General features: G+C 71.0%; 27 protein-coding genes. 16 read left to right on the forward strand and 11 right to left on the reverse strand.

Going from position 1 to position 23,959, the window contains the following annotated elements; genetic code table 11:
- Position 1 precedes the first annotated feature (1 nt).
- Both fabI and AMK26_RS06560 read left to right on the forward strand, forming a co-directional pair.
- Entirely contained in the window at positions 2-769 is a 768-nt protein-coding gene (gene fabI, locus AMK26_RS06555; RefSeq protein ID WP_073752837.1) for an enoyl-ACP reductase FabI, read from the forward strand.
- A gap of 196 nt (positions 770-965) precedes the next feature.
- The gene (locus tag AMK26_RS06560) at positions 966-1,292 is read left to right on the forward strand and encodes a hypothetical protein (protein WP_443333144.1); all 327 of its coding nucleotides are present in this window, start codon (positions 966-968) and stop codon (positions 1,290-1,292) included.
- On the opposite strand, the gene AMK26_RS06565 is transcribed toward AMK26_RS06560, so the two are convergent.
- The gene (locus tag AMK26_RS06565) at positions 1,252-1,941 is read right to left on the reverse strand and encodes a FadR/GntR family transcriptional regulator (RefSeq protein ID WP_073752841.1); all 690 of its coding nucleotides are present in this window, start codon (positions 1,939-1,941) and stop codon (positions 1,252-1,254) included. The genes AMK26_RS06560 and AMK26_RS06565 overlap by 41 nt on opposite strands.
- 65 nt (positions 1,942-2,006) lie before the next feature.
- On the opposite strand from AMK26_RS06565, the gene AMK26_RS06570 reads away from it, so the two are divergent.
- The 4 genes from AMK26_RS06570 to AMK26_RS06580 all read left to right on the forward strand — a co-directional run bounded on the left by AMK26_RS06570 (position 2,007) and on the right by AMK26_RS06580 (position 4,439).
- Positions 2,007-3,296 (forward strand): CynX/NimT family MFS transporter, encoded by a 1,290-nt coding sequence (locus AMK26_RS06570; RefSeq protein WP_073752843.1) that lies wholly within the window; start codon positions 2,007-2,009, stop codon positions 3,294-3,296.
- A gap of 17 nt (positions 3,297-3,313) precedes the next feature.
- Positions 3,314-3,433, forward strand: a complete 120-nt coding sequence (locus AMK26_RS38315; protein ID WP_274536108.1) for an SGM_5486 family transporter-associated protein — start codon at positions 3,314-3,316, stop codon at positions 3,431-3,433.
- A gap of 207 nt (positions 3,434-3,640) precedes the next feature.
- Complete coding sequence (locus AMK26_RS06575; protein WP_073752845.1) at positions 3,641-3,862, forward strand: hypothetical protein; 222 nt, start codon at positions 3,641-3,643, stop codon at positions 3,860-3,862.
- 58 nt (positions 3,863-3,920) lie between these two features.
- Positions 3,921-4,439 carry a SixA phosphatase family protein gene (locus AMK26_RS06580; protein WP_073752847.1) on the forward strand — a complete coding sequence of 173 codons (519 nt, stop codon included), beginning with the start codon at positions 3,921-3,923 and terminating at the stop codon, positions 4,437-4,439.
- Positions 4,440-4,505: 66 nt separating this feature from the next.
- On the opposite strand, the gene serB is transcribed toward AMK26_RS06580, so the two are convergent.
- The gene (gene serB / locus AMK26_RS06585) at positions 4,506-5,711 is read right to left on the reverse strand and encodes a phosphoserine phosphatase SerB (protein ID WP_073752849.1); all 1,206 of its coding nucleotides are present in this window, start codon (positions 5,709-5,711) and stop codon (positions 4,506-4,508) included.
- Positions 5,712-6,157: 446 nt separating this feature from the next.
- On the reverse strand, positions 6,158-7,753 hold the full coding sequence (locus AMK26_RS06590) for a streptophobe family protein (protein WP_073752851.1): 1,596 nt from the start codon (positions 7,751-7,753) through the stop codon (positions 6,158-6,160).
- Positions 7,754-8,041: 288 nt separating this feature from the next.
- Between AMK26_RS06590 and AMK26_RS06595 the strand changes: the two genes are divergently transcribed.
- Positions 8,042-10,675, forward strand: a complete 2,634-nt coding sequence (locus AMK26_RS06595; RefSeq protein WP_073752853.1) for an ABC transporter ATP-binding protein/permease — start codon at positions 8,042-8,044, stop codon at positions 10,673-10,675.
- A 72-nt stretch (positions 10,676-10,747) separates the two neighbouring features.
- Here the strand turns inward: AMK26_RS06595 and AMK26_RS06600 are convergent, their stop codons facing one another.
- From AMK26_RS06600 to AMK26_RS06610, 3 genes are all read right to left on the reverse strand, one after another.
- Positions 10,748-11,494, reverse strand: coding sequence for a transglycosylase SLT domain-containing protein (locus AMK26_RS06600; RefSeq protein WP_073752855.1), 747 nt, complete (start codon positions 11,492-11,494; stop codon positions 10,748-10,750).
- Between the two features lie 303 nt (positions 11,495-11,797).
- The gene (locus AMK26_RS06605; protein ID WP_073752857.1) at positions 11,798-12,988 is read right to left on the reverse strand and encodes an S-adenosylmethionine:tRNA ribosyltransferase-isomerase; all 1,191 of its coding nucleotides are present in this window, start codon (positions 12,986-12,988) and stop codon (positions 11,798-11,800) included.
- A complete protein-coding gene (locus tag AMK26_RS06610) occupies positions 12,985-13,686 on the reverse strand; it encodes an SDR family NAD(P)-dependent oxidoreductase (RefSeq protein WP_073752859.1) in 702 nt (233 codons plus the stop codon). Before AMK26_RS06610 ends, AMK26_RS06605 begins: the two co-directional genes overlap by 4 nt.
- A 198-nt stretch (positions 13,687-13,884) precedes the next feature.
- On the opposite strand from AMK26_RS06610, the gene AMK26_RS06615 reads away from it, so the two are divergent.
- From AMK26_RS06615 to AMK26_RS06625, 3 genes are all read left to right on the forward strand, one after another.
- Positions 13,885-15,051, forward strand: coding sequence for a GAF domain-containing sensor histidine kinase (locus AMK26_RS06615; protein ID WP_073752861.1), 1,167 nt, complete (start codon positions 13,885-13,887; stop codon positions 15,049-15,051).
- On the forward strand, positions 15,044-15,706 hold the full coding sequence (locus tag AMK26_RS06620; protein WP_443333145.1) for a response regulator: 663 nt from the start codon (positions 15,044-15,046) through the stop codon (positions 15,704-15,706). Before AMK26_RS06615 ends, AMK26_RS06620 begins: the two co-directional genes overlap by 8 nt.
- 155 nt (positions 15,707-15,861) lie before the next feature.
- Positions 15,862-16,107 carry a chaplin gene (locus AMK26_RS06625; protein ID WP_073752863.1) on the forward strand — a complete coding sequence of 82 codons (246 nt, stop codon included), beginning with the start codon at positions 15,862-15,864 and terminating at the stop codon, positions 16,105-16,107.
- A 204-nt stretch (positions 16,108-16,311) separates the two neighbouring features.
- Here AMK26_RS06625 and AMK26_RS06630 read toward each other — a convergent pair whose 3' ends face one another.
- The gene (locus AMK26_RS06630; protein WP_073752865.1) at positions 16,312-17,115 is read right to left on the reverse strand and encodes a hypothetical protein; all 804 of its coding nucleotides are present in this window, start codon (positions 17,113-17,115) and stop codon (positions 16,312-16,314) included.
- A 151-nt stretch (positions 17,116-17,266) separates the two neighbouring features.
- Between AMK26_RS06630 and AMK26_RS06635 the strand changes: the two genes are divergently transcribed.
- The 5 genes from AMK26_RS06635 (at position 17,267) to AMK26_RS06655 (ending at position 20,755) form a co-directional block, all read left to right on the forward strand.
- The gene (locus tag AMK26_RS06635) at positions 17,267-18,058 is read left to right on the forward strand and encodes an ABC transporter ATP-binding protein (protein WP_073752867.1); all 792 of its coding nucleotides are present in this window, start codon (positions 17,267-17,269) and stop codon (positions 18,056-18,058) included.
- 90 nt (positions 18,059-18,148) lie between these two features.
- Positions 18,149-18,577 (forward strand): NfeD family protein, encoded by a 429-nt coding sequence (locus AMK26_RS06640; protein ID WP_073752869.1) that lies wholly within the window; start codon positions 18,149-18,151, stop codon positions 18,575-18,577.
- A 144-nt stretch (positions 18,578-18,721) separates the two neighbouring features.
- A complete protein-coding gene (locus tag AMK26_RS06645) occupies positions 18,722-19,693 on the forward strand; it encodes an SPFH domain-containing protein (protein WP_073752871.1) in 972 nt (323 codons plus the stop codon).
- 98 nt (positions 19,694-19,791) lie between these two features.
- Complete coding sequence (locus tag AMK26_RS06650) at positions 19,792-20,562, forward strand: sulfite exporter TauE/SafE family protein (protein WP_073752873.1); 771 nt, start codon at positions 19,792-19,794, stop codon at positions 20,560-20,562.
- A 4-nt stretch (positions 20,563-20,566) separates the two neighbouring features.
- Complete coding sequence (locus AMK26_RS06655; RefSeq protein ID WP_073752875.1) at positions 20,567-20,755, forward strand: DUF1272 domain-containing protein; 189 nt, start codon at positions 20,567-20,569, stop codon at positions 20,753-20,755.
- 41 nt (positions 20,756-20,796) lie between these two features.
- Here AMK26_RS06655 and AMK26_RS06660 read toward each other — a convergent pair whose 3' ends face one another.
- From AMK26_RS06660 to AMK26_RS06670, 3 genes are all read right to left on the reverse strand, one after another.
- A complete protein-coding gene (locus AMK26_RS06660; RefSeq protein ID WP_073752877.1) occupies positions 20,797-21,303 on the reverse strand; it encodes an HNH endonuclease in 507 nt (168 codons plus the stop codon).
- Between the two features lie 164 nt (positions 21,304-21,467).
- Positions 21,468-22,004 (reverse strand): YbhB/YbcL family Raf kinase inhibitor-like protein, encoded by a 537-nt coding sequence (locus AMK26_RS06665; protein ID WP_073753118.1) that lies wholly within the window; start codon positions 22,002-22,004, stop codon positions 21,468-21,470.
- A gap of 51 nt (positions 22,005-22,055) precedes the next feature.
- Positions 22,056-22,838: a sporulation protein gene (locus AMK26_RS06670; RefSeq protein ID WP_073752879.1), complete on the reverse strand. Its 783-nt coding sequence runs from the start codon at positions 22,836-22,838 to the stop codon at positions 22,056-22,058.
- 82 nt (positions 22,839-22,920) lie between these two features.
- Between AMK26_RS06670 and AMK26_RS06675 the strand changes: the two genes are divergently transcribed.
- Positions 22,921-23,562 carry a DNA-3-methyladenine glycosylase gene (locus tag AMK26_RS06675; protein WP_073752881.1) on the forward strand — a complete coding sequence of 214 codons (642 nt, stop codon included), beginning with the start codon at positions 22,921-22,923 and terminating at the stop codon, positions 23,560-23,562.
- Positions 23,563-23,734: 172 nt separating this feature from the next.
- On the opposite strand, the gene AMK26_RS37510 is transcribed toward AMK26_RS06675, so the two are convergent.
- Positions 23,735-23,959: hypothetical protein (locus tag AMK26_RS37510; protein ID WP_206745193.1), on the reverse strand; the 225-nt coding region annotated here is incomplete at its 5' end.

The raw sequence follows: 23,959 nt of genomic DNA on the forward strand, positions 1-23,959 counted from the left end.
CATGAGCGGAATTCTCGACGGCAAGCGCATCCTGATCACCGGTGTGCTGATGGAGTCCTCCATCGCCTTCCACGCCGCCAAGGTGGCTCAGGAGCAGGGCGCCGAGATCATCCTGACGGCCTTCCCCCGGCCCACCCTGACCGAGCGCATCGCCAAGAAGCTGCCCAAGCCCGCCAAGGTCATCGAGCTCGACGTCACCAACGACGAGCACCTGGCCCGCGTCGAGGACGTGGTCCGTGAGGAGCTCGGCGGCCTCGACGGCGTCGTCCACTCCATCGGCTTCGCCCCGCAGGACGCGCTCGGCGGCCATTTCCTCAACACGCCGTTCGAGTCGGTGGCGACCGCGATGCACGTCTCGGCGTTCTCGCTGAAGTCGCTGACGATGGCCTGCCTGCCGCTGATGCAGAACGGCGGCTCGGTCGTCGGTCTCACCTTCGACGCGCAGTACGCGTGGCCGCAGTACGACTGGATGGGCCCGGCCAAGGCCGCGCTGGAGGCCACCAGCCGCTACCTGGCCCGCGACCTGGGCAAGCAGAACGTGCGCTGCAACCTGATCTCGGCCGGCCCGCTCCGTTCGATGGCCGCCAAGTCCATCCCGGGCTTCACCGACCTGGCGAAGGTGTGGGACGAGCGCTCCCCGCTCGAGTGGGACATGAACGACCCCGAGCCGGCCGGCCGCGGCATCGTCGCGCTGCTGTCCGACTTCTTCCCGAAGACGACCGGCGAGATCATCCACGTCGACGGCGGCGTGCACATCATGGGCGCCTGAGCCTCCCTCCTGACGCCGGAAGGCCGCGCACCGCTCCTGGGGAGCGGCGCGCGGCCTTCGTACATATGTACGCTCCGCAGCGCTCCCAAGTCGAAGAGTCACCGCTGTCAGGGCAGACTGGTGGGGAGTTCGGGGAGGAGGTGTGGCTGTGCGTACGAATCGCCGAGCGAAGCGCCATGCGAAACACCGTCGAGCAGTGGCCCTGGCCGCCACCGCGGCCCTGCTGCCGGGGCTGGCCGTCAGCGCCCAGGCTCATGCCGCAGAGAGGGACGTGTACGTCGCCTCATGCCGTACGTCGGTCGAGGGCTCCCGGGTCACCGCGTACTGCCACAACCCCTACCCCGCCACGGACCGCGTCCAGCTGCACGTCGAGTGCGCCCGGTGGTGGGACATCGACTCCGACAGCGCGCCCGTCGACATCGGCCCCACGGCCTACGCCGAGCTGACCCAGCGCTGCTGGAAAGAGGTCGGTGGCGCCTGGATCAGCCACCAGCCGGTGCCCGATCCCCGCCCAGGCACATGAACGGGTAGCCGGCCGCCTCCGAGGCCGCCGCGGGGGCGTCCCCCGCCCGGATCGCCTCCACCAGCCGGGCGTGGTCCATGTGGTTCTCCGGGCGCAGGTCCTGGCCCACGTCGTCGCGCAGCCAGTCCCGCAGCAGATGGCCCAGGTCGGCGTAGAGCTCGGACATGACCTCATTGTGCGAGGCGGCCACCACGGCCAGGTGGAACGTCGCGTCGGCCGCCACGAACCGCTCCGCGTCGCCCGCCTCCCAGGCCTCCTCCCGCCGGGCCAGGAGCGCGTCCAGCTGCTTCATGTCCCGTTCCGTACGGCGCTCGGCGGCCAGCCGGGCGGCCGACGACTCCAGTGTGGAGCGCAGCTCGGCGATGTGCCGCGGGTCGGCGTCAGCGAACCGCCGGTGCATCACCCCGGCCAGCTCGCTGGTCGCGACGACGTACGTGCCCGAGCCCTGGCGGATGTCCAGCAGGCCGTTGTGGGCCAGTGCCCTGACCGCCTCACGGACCGTGTTGCGGGCCACGCCCAGCTGCTCGACCAGCTCCGGCTCGGTGGGGATCCGGGAGCCGACCGGCCACTCGCCCGTCGTGATCTGGTTCCGCAGCTCGGCGATCACCTGGTCGGAGAGTGCGGAACGGCGGGGTGAGCTGAGCGCCATGGTGCTCCTTGGCTCCTTCGAAGAGGATTGGACAGCCAATCATCCCATGATTCTATGATGGGCTCATGTCCGACGAGCCGCAGCCCCCGACCCTCACCCCCGCACGTACCCCCGCTCCCGCCGCACCTACGCCGACCCGGGCCGAAACCCGGCCGGCGAGCGCGGTGTGGCTCACCCGGCTCCTGATCGTCGGGCTCGTCCTCGCCGCGCTCAACCTCCGCCCCGCCATCACCAGCCTGGGCGCCCTCCTCGAAGAGGTGCGGGACGGGCTGCACATGAGCGGTGGCGTCGCCGGCGTCCTCACCTCCGTACCGCCGCTGTGCTTCGCCGTCTTCGGCATCACCGCGCCCCGGCTCGCCCGGCGCTTCGGCCCCGGCGCCGTCGTCTTCGCCGGTATGGCGGCCATCACCGCCGGCCTGGTCATCCGCCCCTTCGCCGGCGGTACGGCGGCCTTCCTGGCCGCCAGCGCCCTCGCCCTGATGGGCATAGCCGTCAGCAACGTCCTGATGCCGGTCATCGTCAAGCGGTACTTCCCCGACCGCGTCGGCACCATGACGGGCCTGTACTCGATGGCCCTCGCCCTCGGCACGTCCCTCGCGGCCGCCGCGACCGTCCCGGTCACCGACGCGCTCGGTGGCAACTGGCGCACCGGCCTCGCCGTGTGGGCGGTCCTCGGCGCCCTCGCCGTCGTGGCCTGGCTCCCCCTCGTACGCAACCGGGGCGGCGACACGGCCACGCCCGGGACGGGCACCCCGGCCCCGGAGGAAACCCCCGCCATAAGGATCACCCGCAGCCGCACGGCCTGGGCACTGGCCTGCTTCTTCGGCCTCCAGGCCACCGGCGCGTACATCACCATGGGCTGGATGCCGCAGATCTTCCGCGACGCCGGGGTCTCCGCCGGCACCGCCGGAGTGCTGCTCGCCGTGACCATGGTGATGGGCGTGCCGCTCGCCTTCGTCATCCCCCGGCTCGCCACCCGCATGAAGAACCAGGGCCCCATCGTCGTCGCCCTCGGTCTGTGCGGACTGAGCGGATACGCCGGACTGCACTTCGCTCCGGCGGCCGGGGCATGGGCCTGGGCGCTGCTCCTGGGCGTCTCCAACTGCGCCTTCCCGCTCGCCCTCACCATGATCGGCATGCGCTCGCGGACCGGAGGCGGGGTCGTACGGCTCTCCGCCTTCGCCCAGAGCGTCGGCTACCTCATCTCCATCCCCGGGCCCACGCTGGTCGGTGCCCTCTACGAGCACAGCGGCGGCTGGGGGACCCCTCTCGTGCTGATGACGGGGCTGATGGTGCCGCAGGTGATCGTGGGGATCATCGCCGGGCGGGACCGGACGATCGAGGACGAAGCCTGAGGTGCGAGACTTGTCCCATGCAGCCTGTGCTCGACCCGAACCCTCAGAACGGCCAGAAGAAGCTCCTCATCGTGCTCGGCGCGATGCTGGCGATCGGCGTGGTCATCGGAATCGTCGCGTCCATCGCCTCGCCGTGACCCGGGAGCCGTGACCCGGGAGCCGTGAGCCGTGACCCGGGAGCCGTGACCGGCGAGCTGTGACCGGGATGGTGGGGCTGTCCCCACCATCCCCTAGGGGGTCAGGCTCAGGGTGAAGTGGGTGGGTTGCCGGATGGGCGCGGCGGCTCATGATCCGTAGCGTTGACACCACTTCGACCTCGGCATCACGGACCCACGGAGGCGGCCATGCCGGCCCGTACACGCCCGCAACGGACGCACGCCACCATCACCCTCACCACCAGCAGCACTGACGGCACGCGGCTGCCCTGGTGGGCCGTGGCACTGCCCGTGCTCGCCTTCGCCGTCCTCTTCGGCCTGATAACCGGCGGCGGTGAGGCGCACGCGGCGGGTGGTGACCCGGCGGTGGGCCGCATCCTGGAGCAGATTCAGCACACGCTCGCGCGGTAGTGGGCAAGCTGCCCAACACCCACCGCTCCATGGCGTGTTTCATGCGAAGCTGGGGAGCATGAGCGTCGATACACCCCGCAGGATCGTGCTACTCCGGCATGCGAAGGCCGACTGGCCCCAGGTGTCCGACCACGAGCGGCCGCTCGCTGAGCGAGGCCGCAAGGACGCACCCGTGGCCGGCCGCCGGCTCGCCGAGACCGGCATCACCTTCGGTCTGGCCCTGTGCTCGACCGCGGCCAGGACCCGCGAGACATGGAAGCTGGCGGTCCAGGAGCTCCCACGGCGCCCCAAGACCGTGTACGAGGAGCGGCTCTACGAAGCCTCACTCGGCGACATCCTCGCGCTGCTCAACGAGACCCCGGAAGAAGTGAACGACCTCCTGGTCATCGGGCACAACCCGGGCATGCACGCCGTCGCCGACGCCCTCGCCGGCCAGGCCGACGGCGACACGCTCGCCCGGATGAACCGGGGTGGTTTCCCCACCTCCGCCTTCGCCGTCGTCGGCTTCAGCGGTTCCTGGAAGTCCGTGGAACACGGCGTGGGCAAGCTGCTGAGCTACTGGGCACCCCACGAGTAACCCCCGTACACGTGGAAGGCCCGGCCACCGCGTGTGACTGGGCCTCCTCGCGTCAGGGGCTCACGCCTAGACCTGGTCCGCGTCCGCGGCCTCGACCTCTTCGCGGGTGATGCCCAGCAGATACAGCACCGTGTCCAGGAACGGCACATTGACGGCGGTGTGGGCGGCCTTGCGGACCACCGGCTTGGCGTTGAAGGCCACGCCCAGACCGGCCGTGTTCAGCATGTCCAGGTCGTTGGCGCCATCGCCGATCGCCACCGTCTGGGCGAGTGGTACGCCGGCCTCGGCGGCGAACCGGCGCAGCAGCCGCGCCTTGCCCGCCCGGTCGACGACCTCGCCGGTCACCCGTCCGGTCAGCTTGCCGTCCACGATCTCCAGCGTGTTGGCCGACGCGAAGTCCAGACCGAGCCGCACCTTCAGGTCGTCCGTGACCTGGGTGAACCCGCCCGACACCACACCCACCTGGTACCCGAGCCTCTTCAGCGTACGGATCAGGGTGCGCGCGCCCGAGGTCAGCCTGACCTCCGACCGCACCTTGTCCACGACCGACTCGTCCAGCCCGGCGAGCAGCGCCACGCGCGCGTGCAGGGACTGTTCGAAGTCCAGCTCCCCGCGCATCGCCCGCGCCGTCACTTCGGCGACCTGCTCCTCACAGCCGGCGTGCGCCGCGAAGAGCTCGATCACCTCGTCCTGGATGAGCGTCGAGTCCACGTCCATGACGACCAGCCGCTGCGCCCGGCGGTGCAGCCCCGCCGACACCACCGCCACGTCCACGCCGATCTCATGGGCCTGGGTGGCCAGCGCGGTGCGCAAAGGAGCCGTCTCCGTACCCGACACGGCGAACTCCACGGCCGTCACCGGATACTTCGCCAGCCGGAAGATACGGTCGATGTTGCCGCCGGTCCGGGTGATCGTGGCCGCTATGGCCGCCGTGTCCTCAGCCGTCAGGGGGTGCCCGAGCACGGTGACGTGCGACCGCCCCGAGCCGCGCGGCCGGTTGTCACCCGTACCGGAAATGATCTCCGCCTGAAGCTTCAGGGACTCCGCCCAGCTGTGCACGGTGGCCCGCAGCTCCCCCTCGGTGCTCACCGTCGGCTCGGTGACGAGCGCGCACAGGACGATGCGGCCACGGGTGACGACCTGCTCGATGTCGACGACATCGACGGAGAAGGCGGCCAGGGTGTCGAACAACCCGGCGGTGATCCCGGGGCGGTCCTTCCCGAAGATCTTGACGAGAAGGGTGGGAACGTCAGAGGTCTGCGATGCGCTCATGGTCCCCCCACCGTATCGGCCCCCACGCTCCCGAGCGCGCCCCGTCCCGACCACCGGACACCCGGCCCCCGCACATCCGGGCCTCGCGGACCGGTCCGCGCCGACCGGGCCCCGCCATCCGCGCGCCCCGCACTCGGGCGCCGGGTCCGCGCCCAGCGCCCCAGGAGCCCCGGGGCGGCACGTCCCGGGCGCCCATCTCCGGCGCCGTGTTCTCGCCGTGCATCCTCAGGGCCTTGGGGCCACGGCCACCCCGCCGGGGCCGGTGAGCCCCTCCGGTGGTACCGGCGGCCGTTGACCGTGTGACATGTGGCCGCGGTGGGCGGGGTGGCCGATCGGCGCCCCGCTGCCGTGCTGCATGACGGTGTCCACGTGGACCGGCGCGGGGGCCCGGGGGCGGAGCACCCGGTTTCGGGGAAGGGGCGGGGGTGGGGGACAAGCCGCCCACCTCAGCCGCCCGGCCGCCCCCGCTCCGGCCACCCGTCCGCCCGCCCCTCCGGCGGGCCGCCGGGGTCCGGCAGCCGCAGATACGGGTTCGTGTCGGGGTTCGGCGGCCGGTACGGCACCGAGGGGGTGTACGGCCCCGGCACACCCGGCGCTCCTGGGCCCCACGGCACCGCCCGGGCCACCGGAGGCAACGACGGCGCCCGCCCCGCCACCCCCGCCCCCCGCGCCAGCAGCGCCCCGGCGCCGCCCGCCGCCCCGCCCCACAGCGCACCCAACAACACCGCCATGGACCCATCGCCCCGCAGCTCCACGACCCCGTCCACGCCACCGACGTCGACCGCCCCGACGTCGACCGCTCCGAGGTCGACCGCTCCGAGGTCGACCCCGCCGACGTCGACCGCTCCGAGGTCGACCCCGCCGACAGGGACCCCACCAAACCCGTCCACCCCCAGCGCCGACAACGACGCGCCCGCCGACACCCCCGTCAGCCACACCACCAACGGCAGCCCGGCCGCCGTGACCGCCGCCAGCCGCACCGCGCACCGCCCCGCGAACGCCACCGCACCGAGCCCGCCCCGCGCCGTACGCACCGCGGTCAGCACACCCGCGCCCAGCATCAGCAGCCCTGCCGCGCCCACCAACAGCCACACGCCCCGATCCAGTTCGGCCAGCCGCCCCACCGTCACGGGCTCGCCGGACGACACCCGCAGCAGATCGCCCAACGGGTCCGGCAACGCCCCCGCCGACCCGCCGGACGCGCGCCCCTCCCAGGGCACGAAGAGCCCGAAGGCGACCCCGAGCCACACCCCGTTCGGCGCGCCGAGCAGCGCGGCGCCCACCACCCGCCCCGGATGGTCGTCACCGATCGCCGCGTACCCCGCCGCCGCCCACCCCGCGGCCACCGCCACCACCGCGACCGTCACGAGTGCGGAGGCGGCGGGCCGCACCACGCGCCGTACCGCGTCCCAGCCGCGCCCCGGCGGCAGTGGCGCACGGCGCGACGCGAGCAGGGCGAGCAGCACCACCCCCAGCGCCCAGCAGGCCGCACCCGCCAACGACTCCGCCACGTCCACCCGGAACCCCACCGACGCCTTACCGCCCACGCCCACGAGGTCCCCGACACCGCCGACGCCCAGTGACCCCGCGTCAATCGGGACGACGCCGCGCCCCACCCACACCGGCCCGCCGGCCACCGCGACGAACGCCGCCACCAACACACCTACCCGCGCCGCGAGTTCACGCCCCGACACGTACGCCGGCCCCGCCGCCGCCCGCAGCGACCGCAGGAACACGTACGACAGCAGCAGCGCCCCGACGAGGCCTACGCCCAGCGGCGTGATGTCGACGGCCGTCCCGGCCGCCGTGCCCTCCCCACCGAACACGGACACATCGCCCCACGGCGTCACCGAACCGCCCACCCCGAGCACCACCACGGCCGCCGTCATCGGCCCGAGAGCACCCGCCGGATCCGCCCCCAACAGGTGCAGGCCGAGCGCCGCGACGCCCGCCATCCCCACCAGCGCCCAGCCCACGGCGGCGAGCGAGGCCAGGATCACATCGCCCCACCGGATTCCCCCGCCACCGCCGTCCTCGTGCATAAGGACCCCCGAAAGGCCTGTGATCCGTCCCGAGTTGCCCCATTCACGAATGATCCGTACGTACTCATGGGTTCTTACCACTCTCCGGGCGTATTTCTCCTGAGTCAACGGCGAGTCGGGGGCGAGCCGGCGGCACAGGGAAGCAGGGTGCCGGGGCGTCTGCGCGCTGTCTTCACACCGCCCGACTTTCGATTCCGGGGCCGGGCCTGAAATAGTTCCCCCCGATGTTCGCCATCCCTAGACTCCCTGCGACGGGGGGAACTCGGGGGACAAGTAGTGGGGCATGGAGTGCCGGAACTCGTACTGGAATTGAACGGAAGGACCTGGGCTCTCGATCCGTCCAGGTCGTACACCCTCGGACGTGATCCGCAGGGCGACCTGGTGATCGATGACGCCAGGGTTTCGTGGCGGCACGCCACGATCAGCTGGAACGGCCGCAGTTGGGTCATCGAGGACCACGGCTCCACCAACGGCACGTATGTGCAGGGCCAGCGGATCCACCAGATGGAGATCGGCCCCGGCTCCGCCGTGCACCTCGGCAACGCGACCGATGGTCCCCGGCTGAGTCTGACCGGTGCCGCGGCGGGAGCGGGTGCGTACAGCGCACAGGCCGCCGCGCCGCAAGCTCAGGCTTCGCAAGGCCAGGCCGCGCAGGCCTGGCAGCAGCAGGCCCCGGCCGCGCCCCACCAGCAGCAGCCTCAGCAGCCGCAGGGCTGGCCTCAGCAGCAGCCCCAGCAGCCGCACGTCCCGCACCAGCAGCCCGGCCCCGCCGTACACCAGGGCCACCAGAACCACCAGAACCACCAGAACCACCCGGGCCACCCGGGCCCCACCGGCTCCGCCGAGCAGTACGCCCAGAAGGTCCCGGGCCAGGGCGGCGGCGCCGCGCCGGCCGGAGCCGCGCCGGTGCACGCCGAGCGCAGCCCCACCACCTTCCACCAGCTGGCGCTGGGCCGCGTCATGCGCATCGGTCGTGCGCTCGAGAACGAACTGGTCGTCTCCGACCTCCAGGTCTCGCGCCACCACGCCGAGTTCCACGCCACGCCCGACGGCCGCTTCGAGATCCGCGACCTCGGCTCGCACAACGGCACGTACGTCAACGGCCAGCCGCTCGCCAAGTCCGGCTCCGCGCTCATCGGCCCGAACGACATCGTCGGCGTCGGTCACTCGACGTTCCGCCTCGTCGGCGACCGGCTCGAGGAGTTCGTCGACACCGGCGAGATCTCCTTCTCCGCCCGCCACCTCACCGTCACGGTCGACGGCGGCAAGCAGATCCTGAAGGACGTCTCCTTCGGCGTCCCGGAGAAGTCGCTCATCGCGGTCATCGGCCCGTCCGGTTCCGGCAAGTCGACCCTGCTCAAGGCGCTCACCGGCTACCGCCCCGCCAACCAGGGCGACGTCCTCTACGACAACCGGAACCTCTACAAGCAGTTCGCCGAGCTCCGCCAGCGCATCGGTCTGGTCCCGCAGGACGACATCCTGCACAAGGAGCTGACCGTCCGCACCGCGCTCAAGTACGCCGCGAAGCTCCGCTTCCCCGCGGACACCACCGAGCAGGAGCGCGAGGCGCGGATCGACGAGGTCCTGCGCGAGCTGAAGCTCGACATCCACAAGACCAAGAAGATCACCGCCCTCTCCGGTGGCCAGCGCAAGCGCGTCTCCGTCGCCCTGGAGCTGCTGACCAAGCCGTCCCTGATCTTCCTGGACGAGCCGACCTCCGGCCTCGACCCGGGCATGGACCGCGACGTCATGCAGCTGCTGCGCGGCCTCGCCGACGACGGCCGTACGGTCCTCGTCGTCACCCACTCCGTCGCCGAGCTGGCGCTCTGCGACAAGCTGCTGGTCATGGCGCCCGGCGGCTCGGTGGCGTACTTCGGCCCGCCGGAGGAGGCGCTCAACTTCTTCGGCTACGAGACGTGGGCCGACGTCTTCTCCGCGTTCGAGAACTACCGCGACTACGACTGGGCGGGCCGCTGGAAAGGCTCGCAGCACTACCAGATGTACGCCGCGGACATCGACGCCGTCGCCCCGCAGTCGGTGGAGATGCCGTCGGCCCAGTCGATGCGCCCGCCCAAGCCGCAGAGCTGGGGCGCGCAGCTGTGGACCCTGATCCGCCGCTACGTCTCCGTCATCGCCTCCGACCGGGGCTTCCTCGCCCTGATGGTGATACTCCCGGCCGTCCTGGGCGTGGTCAGTACGCTGATCAGCTCGGACTACGGGCTCAAGCCGAGCCCCCGCGGCCCGAACGGCAGCGCGGCGACGATCCTGCTGATCCTCGCGGTGGGCGCCTGCTTCGCCGGTGCCGCCAACTCCGTACGAGAACTGATCAAGGAACGGGTCATCTACGAACGGGAACGGGCCACGGGCCTGTCACGTTCGGCGTACCTCATGTCGAAGGTGATCGTCCTCGGTGTGATCACGGTCATCCAGGGCGCGATCATCGGTGGCATCGGCTTCGGCCTCCGCGACGTACCGGACGAGGGCCTGCTCTTCGGCTCCTCCGCCGTCCGGCTCGAACTGAGCCTGCCGATCATGGCCCTCGGCTTCACCTCGATGATGTTCGGCCTGATCATCTCCTCGCTGGTGAAGACCGCCGAGAAGACGATGCCGCTGCTGGTGATGTTCGCGATCATCCAGGTCGTCTTCACCGGCTGCCTGTTCACGCTGCACGGCCAGGTCGGTGTCAACGAGTTCTCGTACCTCATGCCGTCCCGCTGGGCCGTCGCCGCCGCCGGAACAACCGCGCAGCTCAACGTCCTGTTCCCCAACCAGGACGACCCCACCGACACGGACCCGCTGTGGGACCACGAGCTGGGGCAGTGGATGGTCGACATGGGCGCGCTCCTGGCGCTCGGCGCCATCTGCGGCGTGATCGTGGCGCGCCTGCTGCGCCGCCACGAGCCGGAGGTCATGCGCAAGTAGTACGCGGCAGCAGTACCGCGCCGAAGGGCGGCACCCGCACGGGGTGCCGCCCTTCGGCATGGGTGAACCGGCTCAGTAGGCGCTGTTCACGTTGTCCATGGAGCCGTACCGGTCGGCCGCGTAGTTGCAGGCGGCGACGATGTTGGCGACCGGGTCCCACTGGCTCTTCTTGGTGCCCGGGACGTGGTACGCGTCGAAGGTCGGCTTGATGACCTGGAGCAGACCGATCGACGGGACGCCGTTGATGGCGTTGATGTCCCAGTTGTTGATCGCGTTCGGGTTACCGCTGGACTCCCGCATGATGTTGCGGTGGATGCCCTCGTAGGTGCCCGGGATGTTGTTCTTCTTCATGATGAACAGCGCCTCACGGATCCAGCCGTCGAGGTTGTTGGCGAACACCGGCTTGCGGGCGGCGGCGCGGCTCGCGGCGGCCTTGGCGGCGGCGCGCTTCTTCGCGGCGGCCTCGGCCTTCGCCTTGGCGGCCGCGGCGGCCTTCGCCTTCGCGGCGGCGGCGGCCTGCGCCTTGGCCTTCGCGGCGGCGGCGTCGGCCTTGGCCTTCAGCTCGATGGTGGTCTGCTGCTCGGTGATGCCGAGGTGCAGCGGCTTGTTCTGCGCGCTGCTCAGCGTGTTCGTGAGCGCGACCGGAGCGGCAGCAGGGGCGGCGGCGACAGCCTGCGGCTCCGTCTCGGCGGCGGCGTCGTTGCCCGGAACGACGGAGAACGCGAGCGCGGCGGCGCTCAGCGTGGCAATGCCGGCGAGGGAAAGCTTGTGGTTCTTCTTGAGACGGCTGAAGCCGGGGCGGGTGCTGGACGCGGACATGCAGTCGTACCTCTTCGAATCGCGGGACGTCGCAAGGCCAGGGCGGCGCTTCGCCTGCTCGGCGGGCGACGGCTGCAATTCTTAGCTGGAGCAAAATGCAGAGGCAAAGGTGTGACGTACGAAGCCGGGTAGTGGATCAGCGGGTGCCGGAGAGAGCCTCCGGGCCCTCCAGTCACCCGCTGGGCCAGCACTGATCTGCCCTTTATGGCACCAACTAGACACCTTCGTAAGTGACCTACGTCCTATGCGCGGGCTCACATCGGGCACGTAACAGTCTCACCATCTGTTGCACGCGCAATGCGCTCAGTGAGGCCCCTCGTCCGGGAGTATGAGGTGGACGTCGCCGAACTCGTGCCAGAGGTAGAGCCGCCTCAGCGCCTCGGTGTACGCGCGGCTCAGCGCCTCCCTCCCCGCGATCGCCTCCAGCATCAGCAGATGCGACGCCTCCGGCTCGTGGAACCCGGTCAGCAGCCCGTCCACGGCGCGCACCCCACGCCGTGGCGTGACCACCAGATCCGTCCAGCCCGACGCCGGTCGTACGACGCCGTCGGCGCCCGCCGCCGACTCCAGCGCCCGCACCGCCGTCGTCCCCACGGCCACGATCCGGCCGCCACCCGCCCGCGCCGCGCCGACCAGCCACGCGGTGGCCGCCGGCACCTCGAACCGCTCCGGATACGGCGGCTCGTGCGCCTCCGCCGACGCCACACCCGTGTGCAGCGTCACCGGCGCGAACTGCACGCCCCGGCTCACCAGCTCCGCCACCATCCCCGCCGTGAAGGGCCGCGCCGCACTCGGCATCTCCGCGGAGCCCGAGCCGTCCTGGGACGGCCGCGCGAAGACGGTCTGGTACGCGGCCAGCGGCTGGTCCCGCTCCGTGTAGCCGTACCGGATAGGACGCCCATACCCGGCCAGCAGCCCCGGCACACCCACCGAAACGGTGCCCCACCACAACCGTCCGCCCCTGCCGGAGCCCGCCCCGCCGGAGCCCACCTCGAAAGCCCCGGCCCCACCGGCCCCACCTGCCCCACCGGACCGCAGCCCCACCCCACCGGCCGCCACCCCGGACCCCACCCCGGACCCCACCCCACCCGAACCCAGCGGCTCCTCCAGCACCAGCTGTGCCCCGCCGGGCAGCCGCACCACCGCGCCCGCCGGGCCGCCGGGCCGTGGCCGCGTACTGCCCCGCCCGTCCGGGTCCCGCAGCTCCACCGCCCACCGCCCGTCGTCCCCGCGCGTGGAGAAGTGCACGACGACGAGCTCGCCACCGTCCCCGCCCAGGCGCCCGGTCACCGCCGCGGCCAGCGTCGGTGACGTGTTCACCACCAGCACGTCCCCGGCCCGCAACAGCCCCGGCAGCTCCCGGAACGCGTGGTGCGACACGGCGAGCCCACGCGACACCATCAGCCGTACGTCGTCCCGCCCCGCGCCCCGCTGCTCGGCAGGCACCCGCGCGGACAGCTCCTCCGGCACCCTCAGCGCCTCCAGCACGCTCACGCGTCCACCCCCAGCAGGGCGGGCACCGCGTACCGCCCGCTCGCCGGCCGTTCCGCCAGCAGCCGCAGGAAGCCCGGCACCACGGACTCGGGCAACGGCCGGCCCGTATCGTCGTCGACCGGCACGGCGGCCTGGTACAGATCCGTCCGCATGTCACCCGGGTCCACCGCCCACACCTTCAGCTCCGGCTCCTCCACGGCCAGCACCGCCGCCAGCTGGTCCAGCGCCGCCTTCGACGCCCCGTATCCGCCCCACGTCTCGTACGCCTCGGCCGCCGCGTCCGAACTCACCGCGATCACCGCTCCCGCCTCGCTCGCCCGCAACAGCGGCAGCGCCTCCTGTACGAGCCCGAGCGCGGCGACCACATTCGTCTCCAGCGCCGTCCGGAAACCGTCCAACGAGTGCGCGTCCAGCCGTACGAGCGGCTCGGCGCCCAGCGCGCTCGCATTGCTCACCAGCAGGTCCAGCCCGCCCAGCTCCCGCGCGGCAGCCACCAGTGCCGCCCGGTGGGACCCGTCGGTGACGTCCCCGGGCAGCGCCACCACCCGCGTCCCGTGCGCCCGCGCCTCCTGTGTGCTCTCCTCCAGTACGGAGGCGGTCCTGGCGTCCAGCACCAGATCCCAGCCCTGGCGGGCGAGCGCGACGGCCAGCGCCCGCCCCAGCCCCTTCGAAGCACCCGTGATGATCGCGACAGCCATGAACCCATCCCCTGAGAGCGTAAGAACCGAGAGAGAACCGGAAGAGAACCGATGCCCTCAGCCTGGAACCCGCCCCCCGGCCGCCGCCTCGGCCCAGGGCCGGGACCCGCCGGGGACTTCGACCTAGGCCCTCCGCCCTAATCGGCCGCCGTCCCGGGTCCGATACGGACTGTCACACCCCGCCGGTAACGTGAACGCATGACCGATCGACGAGAGGGATCGCCCCGCTCCGGCCTCGCCGCCGTCAGCACCGCGCTGCTCGCGATGAGCAGGCACCTGGAGGTGCGCGACGTCCTCAAGACGATCGTGGCCTCCGCCCGCGAGCTGCTCGACGCCGAGTACGCGGCGCTGGGCGTGCCCGACGACCACGGCGGATTCGCCCAGTTCGTCGTGGACGGCGTCAGCGAGGAGCAGTGGAAGGCGATCGGCCCGCTGCCGCGCCAGCACGGCATCCTCGCCGCGATGCTCCACGAGGCGAAGCCCGAGCGCCTCGCGGACGTCCGCGAGGACCCCCGCTTCGAGGGCTGGCCCTCCGCCCACCCCGACATGTCGGACTTCCTGGGTCTGCCCGTCCGGGACGGCGACGAGACGATCGGCGCGCTGTTCCTCGCCAACAAACGCTGCCCGGACGGCCCCGCCCCCGACGGCGGCTGCGGCTTCACCGAGGAGGACGAGGAGCTCCTCGGCATCCTCGCCCAGCACGCCGCGATAGCCCTCACCAACGCCCGGCTGTACGAGCGCAGCCGCGAGCTGACCATCGCCGAGGAGCGCTCCCGGCTCGCCCATGAGCTGCACGACGCGGTCAGCCAGAAGCTCTTCTCGCTGCGGCTCACCGCCCAGGCGGCCGCCGCCCTCGTCGACCGCGACCCGGCCCGCGCCAAGGGCGAGCTCCAGCAGGTCGCCGCCCTCGCCGCCGAGGCCGCGGACGAACTGCGCGCCGCGGTCGTCGAGCTGCGCCCCGCCGCGCTGGACGAGGACGGCCTGGTCCATACCCTCCGGACGCAGATACAGGTCCTGGACCGCGCCCACAACGCGCACGTCACGTTCGACAGCTGCGGGGTACGGGCCCTGCCCGCCGCCCAGGAAGAGGCCATGCTCCGGGTCGCCCAGGAGGCACTGCACAACGCCCTGCGCCACTCCGGGGCCGACCGGGTCGCCGTGTCCCTCGTACGACGCGGTCAGGGTGTGCTCCTCAGCGTCACCGACAACGGCAAGGGTTTCGAACCCCGCACGGTCCGCCGGGCGGGCCGGCACCTCGGCCTGGTCTCGATGCGGGACCGGGCGGGCGGCGTCGGCGGAAAGCTCACCGTCCAGTCCGCGCCCGGCAAGGGCACCACGATCGAGATGGAGGTCCCCGGTGGCTGACGCCGTGCCCAATCCGAAGACCGGGATCCGCGTCCTGCTGGTCGACGACCACCAGGTGGTCCGTCGCGGGCTGCGCACGTTCCTCGAAGTACAGGACGACATAGAGGTGGTGGGGGAGGCGGGCGACGGGGCCGAGGGCGTGGCCCGCGCGGAGGAGCTCCGCCCCGACGTCGTCCTGATGGACGTGAAGATGCCCGGCATGGACGGCATCGAGGCCCTGCGCAAGCTGCGCGAGCTGGACAACCCGGCAAAGGTGCTGATCGTCACCAGCTTCACCGAGCAGCGCACGGTGATCCCCGCGCTACGGGCGGGGGCGTCGGGTTACGTATACAAGGACGTCGACCCGGACGCGCTGGCCGGCGCGATCCGCTCCGTACACGCGGGTCATGTCCTGCTCCAGCCGGAGGTGGCCGTGGCGCTCCTCTCCCAGGAGGAGGCGAACGGCGCGACGGGCCGCGGCAGCACGCTCACCGAGCGGGAGCGGGAAGTCCTCGGCCTGATCGCCGACGGACGTTCCAACCGCGAGATCGCCCGCGCGCTGGTCCTGTCCGAGAAGACCGTCAAGACGCACGTCTCCAACATCCTGATGAAGCTGGACCTCGCCGACCGCACTCAGGCCGCGCTGTGGGCGGTCCGCCACGGCCTGACCGGCTGACGGGCGGGCCCCGTCAACCCGAGGCCTTCCACCGGTACGAGATTCATACCGTCGTGTGTATGTCACCCACTCGGCGCAACCGGAGCGCCGCGTGGGCGTTCTCCATGGCGTGCTGCGGTGATCGCCGCAGCGATAGTCAACGGAGGATTCTCGAAGTGAAGAACCTGAAGAAGGCCGCTGCTGTCACCATCGCCGCCGGTGGGCTGGTCGCCGCCGCCGCGGGTGCCGCGTCCGCCACCGGCGGCGCCCACGCGGACGGCGCGGCCATCGGATCGCCCGGCGTCGGCTCCGGCAACCTGGTGCAGGTCCCGGTCCACGTCCCGGTGAACGTCTCGGGCAACAGCGTCAACGTCATCGGCGCCCTGAACCCGGCCTTCGGCAACACCGCCGTCAACCACTGACGCCGCCACGCCCGTCCGGCCCCCAGCCCCACCTGGGGGCCGCCCCCTTTCCCGGAGCCGCCGGAACCAACCGGCCCCGACCGCCGGAACCAACCGGTCCCGAAGCCGGCGGAACCAACCGGTCCCGAAGCCGGCGGAACCAACAGGCCCCCGACCAGGCAGAACCAACCGGTCCCGAACCGGCAGAACGCCCCGCCCCGCACCTCACCCCCGCTCGCGTTCCTCCACCCACGCGTTGAACGCCGCCACCTGCGCACGCCGTGCCACCCGCTCCACCGGCCGGAGCGCCTCCGCGCGGGCCGCCATCTCCGACGCGCTCACCGCCCCGCCGTGCGCGCCCCCGGTCCCGTACGCCGGTGAGTACGCCAGCGAGATCAGCAGCCCCACCCGCTGGGCCAGCTCCAGCACCCGCACCGCCCGCGGCGGATACCCCGGCGCCAGCACCTCACGCCCCGCCTCCGCCCGCGCCCGGTACGCGTCCAGCGCCGCCTCCGCCACCGGCCCCGACGCCGCCACGTCCAGCCGCGTCAGCACCACCGTCGCGTCCCGCAGCGCCTCCGCCAGCTCCCGCTCCGCCTCCCCGAGCGACGGCACGTCCGCCGGCGGCGCCTCCCGCACCGGCAGGCAGTGCCACAGGACCTCCACATGCAGGTCCCCGGGCCCCGGCCCCGCCTCGTACACCTCCGGTACGAGGCCGAAACCCGCCCCGTACCCGACGACCGCCTCCTCCGCCTCCAGCGCCCGCGCGTTGAACTCCGGCGGCCCGCTCAGCCCCAGCGGATACCCCGGCGCCGGCAGCGCCACCCGCCATCCCGCCACCCCGAGCGCCCGCAGCCGCCCCAGCGCCAGCGTCAGGCCGACCGGCCCCTCCTCGCCCGGCAGCCCCTCCACCCGGTGCACGGCATCGTCCCCGACAATCGCGAGCACGGCCTCATCCGGCGACACCAACCCGGCCAGCAGGGCGTTCCCCCATGCGGCCAACCGTCCTGAACGTGGTTCCGAGAGCATTCCCCCACCCTAGGCACTGCCGCCCGGCCACTGTCCGGAACCGGCCCTAAGGGCCGGCCCCCGCCACCGGTGGCGTAGGTTTTCCCTGGGAGCTTCGCCCACAGGCGCAAGCGACGACGAGACTCGACCGCATAGGGGAGACAACGCGCTCATGAGCGATGTACTGGAGCTGGTGGACGTATCCGTGGTCCGCGACGGACGCGCTCTGGTGGACGACGTCTCCTGGTCGGTCAAGGAGGGCGAGCGCTGGGTCATCCTCGGACCCAACGGCGCCGGCAAGACCACCCTCCTCAATGTCGCGTCCAGCTACCTCTTCCCGAGCACCGGCACCGCCCGCATCCTGGGCGACCAGCTCGGCAAGGTCGACGTCTTCGACCTCCGCCCCCGCATCGGCATGGCCGGCATCGCCATGGCCGACAAGCTGCCCAAGCGCCAGACCGTTCTCCAGACCGTCCTCACCGCCGCGTACGGCATGACCGCGACCTGGCACGAGAACTACGACGCCGTCGACGAGGACCGCGCCCGCGCCTTCCTCGACCGCCTCGGCATGACCGAGTTCCTGGACCGCACGTTCGGCACCCTCTCCGAGGGCGAGCGCAAGCGCACCCTGATCGCCCGCGCGATGATGACCGACCCCGAGCTGCTGCTCCTCGACGAACCGGCCGCCGGCCTGGACCTCGGCGGCCGCGAGGACCTGGTGCGCCGCCTCGGCCGCCTCGCCCGCGACGCGTACGCTCCCTCCATGGTCATGGTCACCCACCACGTCGAGGAGATCCCGCCCGGCTTCACCCACGTCCTGATGATCCGTCAGGGCAAGGTGCTCGCCGCCGGCCCCGTCGAGATGGAACTGACCTCCCGCAACCTCTCCCACTGCTTCGGCCTGCCGCTCGTCGTCGAACGCGTCGGTGACCGCTACACCGCCCAGGGTCTGCCCCTCTCCTGACCGTACGAGCCTCTCGACGGTACGAGCCTCTGACCGTACGAGCCCCCCGCGCCCTGTCCGAGACCCGACCCCCGGTCCTACCATGACCACGTGGACATCGACGCATGGGTCTGGTGGCTGATCGGCGCGGTGGGACTCGGCATCCCGCTCGTCCTGACCGCGATGCCGGAATTCGGAATGCTGTCCGTCGGAGCGATCGCCGGAGCCGTCACCGCGGGCCTCGGCTTCGGCGTGGTGGCCCAAGTGGTGGTCTTCGCCGCCGTCTCCGTCGCACTCATCGCGGTGGTACGCCCCATCGCGGCCCGCCACCGGGACGGACGACCCCAACACGCCACCAATATCGACGCGCTGAGAGGCCGTCAAGCCGTCGTGCTCGAACGCGTCGACGGCAGCGGCGGCCGCATCAAGCTCGCCGGCGAGGTCTGGTCCGCCCGTGCCCTCGACGCCGACCAGATCTTCGAGCCGGGCCGGCAGGTCGACGTCGTCGAGATCGACGGGGCGACCGCAGTAGTGATGTGATGTGACGAGGCGCCAGGTGCCGCAACCTGGCCAACTCCCGCCGAACGGCGCACGCGACAGCCCGCCGTCTGCGAAACTCGATCATCGAACCAACCGGCAACGAACCGGCACACAACCGGCAGCGAAGGGCACGGGGAACACACGATGCCATCAGTCATCATCGTCCTGGTCATCCTGGTGGTGCTCGTCTTCATCGCCCTGATCAAGACGATCCAGGTCATCCCGCAAGCCAGCGCCGCCATCGTCGAGCGCTTCGGCCGCTACACCCGCACCCTCAACGCGGGGCTGAACATCGTCGTCCCGTTCATCGACTCGATCCGCAACCGGATCGACCTCCGCGAACAGGTCGTCCCGTTCCCGCCCCAGCCGGTGATCACCCAGGACAACCTGGTGGTGAACATCGACACCGTCATCTACTACCAGGTGACCGACGCCCGCGCCGCGACCTACGAAGTCGCGAGCTACATCCAGGCGATCGAGCAGCTCACCGTCACCACCCTCCGCAACATCATCGGCGGCATGGACCTGGAGCGGACCCTCACCTCCCGCGAGGAGATCAACGCCGCCCTCCGAGGCGTCCTCGACGAAGCCACCGGCAAGTGGGGCATCCGCGTCAACCGCGTCGAGCTCAAGGCCATCGAACCGCCCACCTCCATCCAGGACTCGATGGAGAAGCAGATGCGCGCCGACCGCGACAAGCGCGCCGCGATCCTCACCGCTGAGGGCATCCGCCAGTCCCAGATCCTGACCGCCGAGGGTGAGAAGCAGTCCGCGATCCTCCGCGCCGAAGGCGAGGCCAAGGCCGCCGCCCTCCGCGCCGAGGGCGAGGCGCAGGCCGTACGTACGGTCTTCGAAGCCATCCACGCCGGCGACCCCGACCAGAAGCTGCTGTCCTACCAGTACCTCCAGATGCTCCCGAAGATCGCCGAGGGCGACGCCAACAAGCTCTGGATCGTCCCCAGCGAGATCGGCGACGCCCTCAAGGGCCTCTCCGGCGCCTTCGGCAACTTCGGCAGCGGCGCCCCCGGCTTCAACACGGGAGGCACCGCAGGCACCGTCGACACCGGCAAGGAACGCCCCCCGGCGCAGCGCCGCGAAGAGCCCCCGGTCGACTGACACACCCGCCCCTTCGTGCATGATCAGTGCAGCAGGCACCAATCCTGCAAGCACCGATCCTGCAAGCACTGATCCTGTACGAAGGACGAGGGCACAGCGTGACGATCTGGGAGATGCTCGCCGTCTTCGCCGCAGGCATCGGCGCCGGCACGATCAACACGATCGTCGGATCGGGAACCCTGATCACCTTCCCGGTCCTCGTCGCCACCGGCCTCCCACCGGTCACCGCCACCGTCTCCAACGCCCTCGGCCTGATCCCCGGCTCCATCAGCGGCGCCATCGGCTACCGCGCCGAACTCACCGGCCAGCGCCGCCGCGTCCTGCGCCTGAGCATCGCCGCCGCCATCGGCGGACTTGGCGGAGCCATACTGCTCCTCCTCCTGCCCGCCACCGCCTTCGAGACCATCGTCCCGGTCCTCGTCGGCCTCGCCCTGGTCCTGGTCGTCCTGCAACCCCGCATCTCCAAGGCGGTCCAGCGGCGCCGCGACCGCGAGGGCACCCACGGCAAGCCCGACGGCGGCCCGCTCCTCTTCGCCGGTCTGCTCCTCGCCAGCGTCTACGGCGGCTACTTCACCGCCGCCCAGGGGATCATCTACCTCTCCCTCATGGGCATGCTGCTCCACGACACCCTGCAGCGCCTCAACGCCACCAAGAACATCCTCGCGGCCGTCGTCAACACCATCGCCGCGCTCTTCTTCCTCTTCGTCGCCCACTTCGACTGGACGGCGGTGCTGCTGATCGCCGTCGGCTCCACCATCGGCGGCCAGATCGGAGCCAAGGTCGGCCGCCGTCTCCCACCGACCGCCCTCCGCGCCGTGATCATCGTTGTTGGTACCCTCGCGATCATCCAACTCACCACCAGGGGATGACCTCATGGCACTGGAGATGCGCGACACCTGCGAACGCTGCGAGGCGTCCCTGACCGCCACCGGCACCGCGTACATCTGCAGCTACGAATGCACCTTCTGCCCGGCCTGTACGACGACGATGAACCACGTCTGCCCCAACTGCGGCGGCAACCTCGTCCAGCGCCCCACACGCAAGGAGCCCGCCTCGGCCTGACACGAGACGGGCACCGGACGGTCACGGTCGTACGCGGCGGCTCACGCAGCCGCCGACGCCAGCCAATCGGGCAGCTCGGACCGGTTCCGTACCCCCAGCGCCAGCAGCATCGCGTCCGCCGGCGACGGTATGAACGGCTGGTGCAGCAGCGGCATACCCGCCTGCTCCGGCGTACGGTCCGCCTTGCGGTGATTGTCCTCCGCGCAGGACGCCACCGTGTTCAGCCAGTTGTCCCCACCGCCCTGCGCCCGCGGCACCACGTGGTCCACGGTCGTCGCGCGTCTTCCGCAGTACGCGCACCTGTGCTGGTCCCGTACCAGCACACCCCGCCTCGACCACGGGGCCTGTCTTCGGAACGGCACCCTGACGTACCGGCAGAGCCTGATCACCCGAGGCACCGGAAGTTCCACGGCGGCCGCCCGCACGCGCAGACGGGGATGCTCCTGCTCGACAACGGCCTTGTCCTGAAGCACAAGCACCACCGCACGGTTGAGCGTCACCGTCGACAGCGGCTCGAAGCTAGCGTTCAGTACCAGCGTGTCCCGCATCCTGCCCACCTCCCGTATGCCGGCCCTGCCCTGTCGGCGGGCCTGGGGCTGGGACCAACTCTGGCCGGGCACGCCGGGTTGGACAACGCAATATCCGTGCGCAACGAAAGATGCCCGCTCCTGATCTCTCCAAGACCAGGAGCGGGCAAACAAAAAGCGAACGATCAGCTCTCCGCCGGTTCCGCGTAGTGACCGATCAGCTGAGCCCGCGCCAGCGTGTGGAACCGCAGGTTGAACCCGACCACGGCGGGCGACGCGTCCGCGTCCGGCCCGAGCTTATCGGTGTCCACCGCGTACACGGTGAAGACGTAACGGTGGTCCTCGCCCGCCGGCGGCGCCGCACCACCGAAGTCCTTCGACCCGTAGTCGTTACGGACATGCACCGCCCCTTCGGGCAGCCCCTCGAACTTCCCGCTGCCCGCGCCCGCCGGCAACTCGGTGACCGACGCCGGGATGTCGAACAGCACCCAGTGCCAGAACCCGCTCCCGGTCGGCGCGTCCGGGTCGAAGCACGTCACGGCGAAGCTCTTGGTCTCCGGCGGGAAACCCTCCCACCGCAGATGCGGCGAGGTGTTCCCCTTCGCGTACACCTGCGCGTCCGCCAGCACGGCCTCCGGCGCGATGTCATCGCTCACCACGGTGAACGACGGCACCTCCGGATGGAAGTCATGAGGGAGCGGCGCCCTCTTCCCCTCGGTCACGGTCACGTCAGAACCTCCGTTTCCCTGTTCTCCGATGAGCTGCAGAAGAGCCTAGAGCCAGTTGCGGCGGCCACCGACATCGGCGAGCCACTGGTTGAGGTAGGCGGCCCAGTCGGTGTTCTGGAAGTCGTTGAGCCCCACCTTGAACGCCCGGTACGAGTCGCTGCTCTCACTGAACAGCCCCGGCTTCTTGTCCATCTCCAGGACGACGTCCATCTCGCGCTCGTCCGCGACGAACGTCAGCTCCACCTGGTTCAGCCCCCGGTACTGCTGCGGCGGCAGGAACTCGATCTCCTGGTAGAACGGCAGCTTCTGCCGCGTCCCACGGATGTGCCCACGCTCCATGTCCGCGCTCTTGAAGCGGAAGCCCAGCTGGATGAAGGCGTCGAGGATCGCCTGCTGCGCCGGCAGCGGATGCACATTGATGGCGTCCAGGTCACTGGAGTCCACCGCCCGCGCGATCTCCAGCTCCGTCGACACGCCGATGTCCATCCCGCGCAGCTGCTGCCCGGCGATGGTCGTGACCGGCGTCTCCCACGGGATGTCCAGGCCGAACGGCACCACGTGCACCGCCCCGGCCTTCACCTCGAAGGCCCCACCGAGCCGCACCTTGGTGAACTCGATGTCCTGCTTGACCTCCTGGTCACCGCCCTCGACCTCCACCCGCGCCTGCAGACCGACCGACAGCCCCTCGATCCGCTGATCCACCGAGCCGCCCTGGATACGCACCTCACCCTGCACGACCCCACCCGGCACGACGTTCGCCTCGGTGAGCACCGTCTCCACCGACGCGCCCCCCGCACCCAGGCTCGCGAGCAGCTTCTTGAACCCCATGTTCACTCCTTTTCGGATCCTGACCCCTATATACGCGCATACGCGGAAGGACCGCGGCCGGTTCCCAGTACGCTCGTACGACATGATCGAGAGCTCCGACCGTACGCCGCTGCCGCGGGCCTTCTTCGACCGCCCCGTACTGGAGGTCGCCCCGGACCTCCTCGGCCGCACCCTCGTGCGCATGACGGACGACGGCCCCATCGAACTCCGCCTCACCGAGGTGGAGGCGTACGCGGGCGAGGCCGACCCAGGCTCCCACGCCTACCGCGGCCGCACCGCCCGAAACGCCGTGATGTTCGGCCCGCCCGGTCACGCCTACGTCTACTTCACCTACGGCATGTGGCACTGCCTGAACCTGGTGTGCGGACCGGAGGGCTCCGCGAGCGGCGTCCTGCTGCGCGCCGGCGAGGTACGGGTCGGCCATGAGCTCGCCCGCAAACGCCGACTCTCGGCCCGGTACGACAAGGAACTGGCCAAAGGCCCCGCCCGCCTCGCCACCGCCCTCGATGTCGACCGCACCCTGGACGGCACCGACGCCTGCGCCGGCCCCGCCTCCCCTCTCTCCGTACTGACCGGAGCCCCCGTCACTCCCGCCCAGGTCCGCACCGGTCCCCGCACCGGAGTGGGCGGCGACGGAGCCCTGCACCCCTGGCGCTTCTGGATCGACGGCGACCCCACGGTGAGTCCGTACCGCGCCCACGCACCACGCCGGAGGAGGGCTTGACTTGGAGCACCGAAGCGCCTAATGTCTACCGAGCTGCAGGAGCTGGGCCTGCCGTTCGAGGCACCCCAGAGCAGCCATCCACCACCAAAGATCGACTTCCCGAATGGGTCGGCTTCCGGCGTGTCCGGAATCCAATTCAGCGGCTCGATTATGAGTCGCCGGGGAAAATGGTCTAAAGTGGTGGAGCGCCGAAAGGCAAAGGCCCTCCAACGGCCGCCGGAAACTGAATCCGAACCGGAAACGGAACGGAAAACGGATCTGGTAAGGTTGGAAACACGAAATACCGAAGGGAAGCGCCCGGAGGAAAGCCCCAGAGAGTGTCTCTGCGGGTGAGTACAAAGGAAGCGTCCGTTCCTTGAGAACTCAACAGCGTGCCAAAAATCAACGCCAGATTAGT

Origin of the sequence: Streptomyces sp. CB03234 (assembly GCF_001905885.1) — a bacterium.
Classification (GTDB): Bacteria; Actinomycetota; Actinomycetes; order Streptomycetales; family Streptomycetaceae; genus Streptomyces.

Coding starts and splice junctions, on each gene's coding strand:
- fabI (WP_073752837.1), top strand. CDS start 2: ATGAGCGGAATTCTCGACGGCAAGCGCATCCTGATCACCGGTGTGCTG.
- AMK26_RS38315 (WP_274536108.1), top strand. CDS start 3,314: ATGCAGCCTGTGCTCGACCCGAACCCTCAGAACGGCCAGAAGAAGCTC.
- AMK26_RS06635 (WP_073752867.1), top strand. CDS start 17,267: ATGAGCGATGTACTGGAGCTGGTGGACGTATCCGTGGTCCGCGACGGA.
- AMK26_RS06575 (WP_073752845.1), top strand. CDS start 3,641: ATGCCGGCCCGTACACGCCCGCAACGGACGCACGCCACCATCACCCTC.
- AMK26_RS06590 (WP_073752851.1), bottom strand. CDS start 7,753: ATGCACGAGGACGGCGGTGGCGGGGGAATCCGGTGGGGCGATGTGATC.
- AMK26_RS06675 (WP_073752881.1), top strand. CDS start 22,921: ATGATCGAGAGCTCCGACCGTACGCCGCTGCCGCGGGCCTTCTTCGAC.
- AMK26_RS06565 (WP_073752841.1), bottom strand. CDS start 1,941: ATGGCGCTCAGCTCACCCCGCCGTTCCGCACTCTCCGACCAGGTGATC.
- AMK26_RS06600 (WP_073752855.1), bottom strand. CDS start 11,494: ATGTCCGCGTCCAGCACCCGCCCCGGCTTCAGCCGTCTCAAGAAGAAC.
- AMK26_RS06645 (WP_073752871.1), top strand. CDS start 18,722: ATGCCATCAGTCATCATCGTCCTGGTCATCCTGGTGGTGCTCGTCTTC.
- serB (WP_073752849.1), bottom strand. CDS start 5,711: ATGAGCGCATCGCAGACCTCTGACGTTCCCACCCTTCTCGTCAAGATC.
- AMK26_RS06610 (WP_073752859.1), bottom strand. CDS start 13,686: ATGGCTGTCGCGATCATCACGGGTGCTTCGAAGGGGCTGGGGCGGGCG.
- AMK26_RS06655 (WP_073752875.1), top strand. CDS start 20,567: ATGGCACTGGAGATGCGCGACACCTGCGAACGCTGCGAGGCGTCCCTG.
- AMK26_RS06670 (WP_073752879.1), bottom strand. CDS start 22,838: ATGGGGTTCAAGAAGCTGCTCGCGAGCCTGGGTGCGGGGGGCGCGTCG.
- AMK26_RS06630 (WP_073752865.1), bottom strand. CDS start 17,115: ATGCTCTCGGAACCACGTTCAGGACGGTTGGCCGCATGGGGGAACGCC.
- AMK26_RS06615 (WP_073752861.1), top strand. CDS start 13,885: ATGACCGATCGACGAGAGGGATCGCCCCGCTCCGGCCTCGCCGCCGTC.
- AMK26_RS06660 (WP_073752877.1), bottom strand. CDS start 21,303: ATGCGGGACACGCTGGTACTGAACGCTAGCTTCGAGCCGCTGTCGACG.
- AMK26_RS06580 (WP_073752847.1), top strand. CDS start 3,921: ATGAGCGTCGATACACCCCGCAGGATCGTGCTACTCCGGCATGCGAAG.
- AMK26_RS06570 (WP_073752843.1), top strand. CDS start 2,007: ATGTCCGACGAGCCGCAGCCCCCGACCCTCACCCCCGCACGTACCCCC.